This is a genomic window from Salipaludibacillus sp. CF4.18, from assembly GCF_051262595.1.
In the GTDB taxonomy this organism is placed as follows: domain Bacteria; phylum Bacillota; class Bacilli; order Bacillales; family Salisediminibacteriaceae; genus Salipaludibacillus; species Salipaludibacillus neizhouensis.
In genome coordinates, this window is record NZ_JBIMEV010000033.1 from 42121 (window position 1) to 49179 (window position 7059).

6 protein-coding genes and 1 pseudogene are annotated in these 7059 nt (G+C 36.8%); 4 read left to right on the plus strand and 3 right to left on the minus strand.

The window, feature by feature from the left end; genetic code table 11:
* Nucleotides 1-154 precede the first annotated feature (154 nt).
* Both ACHABW_RS17465 and ACHABW_RS17470 read left to right on the plus strand, forming a co-directional pair.
* Nucleotides 155-1243 (plus strand): DUF1611 domain-containing protein, encoded by a 1089-nt coding sequence (locus ACHABW_RS17465; RefSeq protein WP_435757073.1) that lies wholly within the window; start codon nucleotides 155-157, stop codon nucleotides 1241-1243.
* The gene (locus tag ACHABW_RS17470) at nucleotides 1240-2307 is read left to right on the plus strand and encodes an alanine/ornithine racemase family PLP-dependent enzyme (protein WP_435757075.1); all 1068 of its coding nucleotides are present in this window, start codon (nucleotides 1240-1242) and stop codon (nucleotides 2305-2307) included. Before ACHABW_RS17465 ends, ACHABW_RS17470 begins: the two co-directional genes overlap by 4 nt.
* A gap of 256 nt (nucleotides 2308-2563) precedes the next feature.
* Here the strand turns inward: ACHABW_RS17470 and ACHABW_RS17475 are convergent, their stop codons facing one another.
* Nucleotides 2564-3679, minus strand: a complete 1116-nt coding sequence (locus tag ACHABW_RS17475) for a Gfo/Idh/MocA family protein (protein WP_435757077.1) — start codon at nucleotides 3677-3679, stop codon at nucleotides 2564-2566.
* 286 nt (nucleotides 3680-3965) lie between these two features.
* Between ACHABW_RS17475 and ACHABW_RS17480 the strand changes: the two genes are divergently transcribed.
* The gene (locus ACHABW_RS17480) at nucleotides 3966-4124 is read left to right on the plus strand and encodes a hypothetical protein (RefSeq protein ID WP_435757079.1); all 159 of its coding nucleotides are present in this window, start codon (nucleotides 3966-3968) and stop codon (nucleotides 4122-4124) included.
* Between the two features lie 246 nt (nucleotides 4125-4370).
* Nucleotides 4371-5277, plus strand: a pseudogene (locus ACHABW_RS17485) (IS1380 family transposase); the annotation flags it as partial.
* A 333-nt stretch (nucleotides 5278-5610) separates the two neighbouring features.
* Here ACHABW_RS17485 and ACHABW_RS17490 read toward each other — a convergent pair.
* Nucleotides 5611-5871, minus strand: a complete 261-nt coding sequence (locus ACHABW_RS17490; protein ID WP_435757081.1) for a hypothetical protein — start codon at nucleotides 5869-5871, stop codon at nucleotides 5611-5613.
* The gene (locus tag ACHABW_RS17495; protein WP_435757089.1) at nucleotides 5852-6406 is read right to left on the minus strand and encodes a hypothetical protein; all 555 of its coding nucleotides are present in this window, start codon (nucleotides 6404-6406) and stop codon (nucleotides 5852-5854) included. Before ACHABW_RS17495 ends, ACHABW_RS17490 begins: the two co-directional genes overlap by 20 nt.
* Nucleotides 6407-7059: the final 653 nt, after the last annotated feature.

Here is a 7059-nt window from a genome sequence, read left to right on the forward strand (position 1 = left end):
AGTTTGATATTTATATTAAAAACACCTTTACATTTGCTGCCCATTCGTCTGCTTAGCTTTCTACTAAAATGGATAGGTGTTTTTTTGTTATATATATTGCCATAAAATTTTTCCTCTTAAAGGCGAAACGGGCAAATATGATAGGAGTGGAAGCATGAAGGAAACTGCAATTATTTATTGTGAAGGTAAATTTGGAACGATGGACGGGAAAACTGCAAACGGGCTAGTTAGAAGCTCTAGGAATTACAAGATTGCCGGTGTGATTGATAGTACTAAAGCTGGTATGGATGCTGGAGAGTATCTGGAGAATGTTAAGAATGGTATTCCTATATTTGAGAATCTTGATAGCGCTTTCGAAAACTTGCCAAGGATTCCTGATCAATTCGTATTCGGACTTGCTCCTTCTGAAGGACTTCTAAAAAATGAGGAAAGAAACATTGTGTTTCAAGCAATGGAAAATGGATTGCATATCGTAAATCCTTTGCATGAATTCTTAACGGATGACGAAGAATTTATGAATCACGCTGAGAAATGTAATGTTCGCATAAATGATGTTAGAAAACCGCCTGCTAAAAAAGACATGCATCTTTTTTCAGGAAGAATATTAGATGTAAGAACACCGATCGTAGCTGTTTTAGGCACAGATAGTGCCGTAGGAAAAAGAACAACATCCGTACTGCTTGAAGAGGCTTTATTAGATATGGGCTTGAACGTTGCCTTTGTTGCAACTGGACAAACGGGACTTATTCAAGGTGCAAAATACGGAGTAGCGATTGATGCGATACCGTCTCAATTTATGACCGGAGAGATTGAGAATCAAGTTTTAAGAGCTTATGAAAATGAAGAGCCTGACATCATTATTGTGGAGGGTCAAGGAGCACTAAGTCATCCTGCATATATAAGTTCATGTGGAATTATAAGAGGATCAAGACCTGGTTCAGTTATTATTCAGCATCCGCCAAAACGAAAAAATCTAGGTGATTTTGAATATATGCCAATGCCTTCCATTGAAAGTGAAATCGAACTTATTGAAGGCTTTTCACAAGCAAAAGTTATCGCGATAACGATTAATCATGAGAATATGTCAGATGAAGAGATACAGGATGCGGTAACAGAATACGAACGTGATCTTAAACTCTCTACTTCCGATGTGCTAAAGCATGGTTGTGGTAAACTCATTGAATCTATTTTTGAAACTTATCCTGATTTGAAAAATAAGCAGAAAAAAGCACTTTATAATTGATCAATTCTGGTACGCCCAGAGTTGAAATCAACCTTCTTAAAATTGCTCATAATATAGATAAACTCATCCATTTATATGGAACTAAGGGACTCGATATTATGGGTGTTACAAAAGGTGTTTGTGGAAGTCCAGCTATTGCTAAGCTAATGGTTGATAAAGGAATTCGACTTATTGCAGACACCAAATTGGCAAACTTACAAAAAATGAACGAGGCTAACATTAAAGCAGAATTTGTTTTATTAAGGACGCCAGCTTTAAGTGAAATAAATTCGGTAGTTCAATATGCTAATATTAGCATGAACACCGAGCTAGAAGTTATTAAAAAGCTTTCTGAAGCAGCTGCCCATTCTCTCTCCGTCCATGAAATTATCCTAATGATTGAAATGGGCGATTTACGGGAGGGGATTATGCCAGCTGATCTCGATGAGGTGATTCAAGAAGTATTAACGCTTCCGGGAGTTAAAATCAGAGGTATAGGAGCTAACTTTGCCTGTTTCGGAGGTGTCAAACCAAGTACAGATAAGTTAGCTGAATTATCCTCACTGGCGGACATTATCAGGAGAACATACGACATTCCACTTTCTTGTATTTCAGGTGGTAATTCAGCTAATTACAATTGGTTTATGAACACCGAAGATACTGGTAATATTACGAATTTAAGAATCGGTGAATCTATCTACTTAGGCTGCGAAACCCTTGACCGCAGTGCTATTCCAGGGTTATATACAGATGCATTTACATTCGTTGCCGAAGTTATCGAGTCTAAACTAAAACCATCGTTGCCATACGGAGAGATTGGACAGGATGCGTTCGGGAACCATCCCCAATTTACAGATCAAGGACCAATGAAAAGAACCATTCTTGGCGTCGGTTCGCAGGATGTACTTGTTTCAGGATTGGAACCTAAGCTAAATCTGGAGGTCCTGGGATCAAGCAGTGACCATACCTTGCTTAACCCAAAAGAGGTCCGTTTGGAAGTGGGAGATGAAGTTGACTTCAACCTTTCTTATGGAGCACTGCTTTCAGCAATGACCTCTCCTTATGTAGCTAAAAAATATATATGAGTTTTAGGAACTGTGACTGCTTTACTAAGTCACGGTTTTTTATTTAAGTGATAAGAATTTATAAAATTGGCAGCTACCTTCACACCGCACGTGTCAAGGGAAACCCAAGATGGCGGTGGAAGCTGACGCTGTATTTAATAAAAGACGGCTATGCCGTTTTTCTTAAGTGAATGTCGATTTAATAGTCCCCTTATCCAACAAAGGCATCCTTCTACTATTACTAAGAATAGAAGGATGCCTTTGTTAAATATAATTATTATCTTGCAGAATTCACTATTTTCTCCTGTAATTTCTCATAATATAAATTTTCATCGATAGGAAACTCTATCCAATTATCCAACCATGTTGATAGTTGCATGGCATTGGACAGTGCAAGGCTTTGAATACCTTCTTCACCAGGTGATAATAAGGCTGAATCCATAGTAATTGCATCGACAAAGTTTTGTATGATTCCTGGATGTCCAGTTGATGTGCCACCGACTGGTACATCTATCTTCCAATACTCTGGTTCACCAAACCCTCCTTTGAATTCAAGATTAAATTCAGGTTCTGGAATACGGAGTCTCCAAAAAGTTAATCCTCCATTTTCTACTACAATTTTTCCTTGATCACCGGAAATTTCTAACCGATTCGTACCTGGTGCCTCTCCGGTTGTTGAAATAAAAACACCTGTTGCCCCATTCTCGTACTCTAAATATGCTGTGACATCATCTTCAACTTCAATATTTCGATACTTACCGAAGTGACAAAAAGCTCTTAAACGAGATGGCATCATTCCAGTCACCCATTGCCATAAATCAAGCTGATGTGAACACTGATTGATTAAGACACCACCGCCATCTCCATCCCAAGTTGCACGCCAGCTAGCCGAGTCATAATAACTTTGAGACCGATAAGAATTTGTAATGATCCAGTTTATTCTGCGGATTTCTCCTAAATCTCCCGATTGAATTAAATCTTTCACTTTCTGATAAAGCGGATTTGTCCGTTGGTTAAACATCATCGAAAAGATTTTTTCGCTTTTCTTGGATGCTTCATTCATTTCTCGTACTTGTTTCGTATATACGCCTGCTGGTTTTTCACATAATACATGGAGCCCATGTTCAAATGCTTTAATCGCTAAGTCGGAGTGAAAATAATGTGGTGTTGCTATAATTACTGCATCTACTATACCTGAATTGAAAAAAGCATCTTCATCTGTAAACACTTTGATCTTTGCACCTGATTTTTCTCCAAAAGTCTTTGCCTGCTCCACTCTTTTCACTAAGATAGCGGTTAGTGTTGCTCCCTTAATATGTTTCTCTTGTATGTAAGCTGCATGTTTAGTACCTATTGATCCGAAACCAATAATGCCAATCCGTACATTTCCCATTAATTAACTCCCCTTCTGCACACATATCATTGGAAAACTCAGCAAGCAGCTAGCATTTTATAGATTTTGTTCACATGTACTACTTCAATGATCATATTTGATTGACAACGTTGTTATTTTATGATAAACCGGCATTTATATCTTGTCAATCCTAATAAAGCGGAAATTCTTTTTGATTGCATTCTGATTTAACAATCCCTTCGAACTATTTTATAGATTGTCCGTTCTGTAATGTTGGTTTCTGCATAAGTATAGAAAGAATTGACTTACTTTATGGAGGGATGTCATGATTCCAACAATCATTATTCAAATTGCTTGGCTAATAGTCATTGCCAGATGTGGTTATAAGGCTATTAACTTGCTGAACAGTCGAATGAAACCTTGGTTTGAGATTGTATTTTATATTGCCGTTGTCATCATTTCTATATCTTTCCTTCTAAGGTGAGTACCTATTTAAAGAGCTATGAAAAAGTTGATATAAACTTTTTCATAGCTCTTTTTAGCTCTAATATTTTTTAGAAGTACACTCTATTTCATTCACCTGAATTATTCATAGTAAAGCTTTGATTACTCACTAATGCAATGCGAACAAGCAATTAGTTGATTTCGACTAGTTATCAACTAATGAAAAAAGAATCCATTTCTGATAGGGTTAAGTGCTAACAAATAACGAACAGAAAGGATTCTTATAATGGCTACTTTACCGCAATTAGCGCTCGATTTAAATCATCAGGTTAAATTATCTACTAATGGGGGTTCCCTTTCCTCTGACACGGGTGAGTTTATTTTAGGGGATTCGATGAAAAAATTGTTTTTTCAAAAACGCTAGCTAAAAGACAAAAAGCTTTTCTATTTTCATTCAAATGACAATTTGCTTCGTCAAAATATGTATCAAATGATTGCTGGTTATTCCGAAGATGACGCCGCAGATCAATTGGCAAAAGATCCAGTATTCACACAAATCATTGGCACTAATGCGTTAGCTTCTCAACCTAGTCTGTCCCGTTATTTCAGACGGTTTGATCATCAAACGCTCGAACTATTAAATCAAGCCTATCAGTAACTTATAGACAACATCCATCAATTCAGAGAGTCAAAGGCACTTATCTCTGATTTGGATTCTACGCATTCCGATACATATGAGGATCAAGAATTCACGGCTTATAATGCCCATTATGGAACAGTTGGCTTCCATCCACTAGTTGCTTTTGATGGCATAACCGGGACTTTCTCAAAATGGAGCTACGTCCTGGAAACGTGTATACCTCCAATGGTGTAATAGAGTTTATAAAACCTCTCTTGGAACATTACAACGAAAAGTTCCCAGAGACTCCCCCCTTTCATTCGAGGAGACAGCGGTTTTGCCATTCCGGCTTTGTATGACTGTGTGAAAAGGAATCAGTTTATTATGTTATTTCGAAGAAACAATCTGCCAAGCGAGATCCTGGTCTAAGCCTAGAAAAGTGATTATCAAATCCGTAAGACCTACAGGGGAATTATTTTATATTCACTCCTTTATTGTGACTAATTTGGTAGATGCACTTTCTCCTAAAGATATCGTCCTTACTTATCAGAAAAGAGGAACGATGGAGAACTACCCTACAGCGAGAGTAAACCACCCTGAACTCAGCTTTTAAAAACTCAGTGTGCGACCAAGCGAGTACTCTGCCCAAAAATTCAACTATTTTAAGCAGTCCTTATAGAAAACAACAAAAAGTAGCGAAATCATCAGGTTTTTCCCAATGGAAAAAAAAGACAATGTATGATTTCGGATATATTCATAATTGAACTAGGAAGTATGAATAATTCAGGAATAAGAAACTAGATTTACTCAGGCTTTTGACGTCTTCGATACAATTAGAGATGGTTACTACTAATTACATCTACAGTAGAAGGGATGATGAAGTAATCTCCACTCTTTACATTACGTCTTAAGTCAGTACAAGAAAGATCACCCACATAAATATAAAGCTTATAATATTTTTTAAATTAACAATCCCTCCCGCGAGTTTATCATTCAATTGATTTTGAACAGCGTAAGGAATGACAGCCATTCCTGTTGGAAGAACTAACCCAAGTAATACGGTCGCACGAAACATATCATCAAATGGTAAAACAAAAAATAAGATAATTCCTGCAGCTAGTCCCACGCCATATTTAATTACGATTACTTTAATAAACGGCTTCCACAAGGCCTTCTCTAAATGAAACTCTAAATATATTCCTAGTAAAAATAATATGAGAACCTATTGGCTGATGCCAACCGCATCCAACACTTGAATGCTTAAGCTCGGTAATAAAATATGAAAGAAACTTATCATTAATGCAGCAATGTAGGTCAATAGCGGAAAATATTGCTAGTTTCATAGCAATATAGCGAAAGTCGACTTGTTTGTTCCCTGGCGCGTACATTACAGCTGCGATGTAGGCAAGTCCAAAAACAAGAAAAGCATTACCCATATCAAAAAATGCAATATACTTTAGTCCTTTCGTTCCCCAAATTGTTTCAACAAATGGATAAGCAAATAAACCGATATTGAATCCTAGCAACGAGATGACAAATATCCCTTGATTCGGTCGAACTTCTCTTTTGAATATTGTCTTTGTAAAAAATAATAAAATCACTCCATAAACAATACAAATCAATGACAACCACAGGAGTTTTGGTTCTATCGTCATCTCTGAAATCGTTACTAGTATAAGCGCTGGTAAGGTAATATTGAGTATAAGTTTATTTAATGTTTGACCCTCTTTTTTGTCACTAAACCTGTTCGTTTCACAATATAACCGATTGCAATAATCATTAAAGAAACTAGAGATTGTTCATTAATCGTCCCCATTAAACTGACACATCCTTCAACGCCTTATTATCGGATGATTCTAATACTCCACCAACCTGCCTTAAGCCGGGGTGGTGGTTCTTTATACAATGCGATAATCGTACATAGTATCCTTTGATTATACACTTCGGTTAAATATATTATCTTTTTTGTTTCTCGAATATCACACCATGCATTTTCATTATATGTTCCTTAGAATTCAGATTCGCCTATTATTTTTTGGTTCGTCTGCCGACTCACTTCTCTCGGAAAAAGACCGTGTTTCTGCAAGCATGTCGATAAAAAAACAAAGTTTCCGAAAATATTTTTGCAATTAATGATTAATGAAACACCTCTTATCGATCACGATACGAGGTGTTCAATTATCTATTACTTTTTAATTTTTGTTAACTCTCTATTTAGGCGATAGATCATTTGTTCAGTAAATACGTCTTCCGCTATGGTAGCAAGCGTATTGATTTTCATCGTTTTCATCATTCCAAACATCGGACCTTCTGAGAAGTTTCCTAGGTATTTTTCAAGTACTGCATTTGCTTCTTT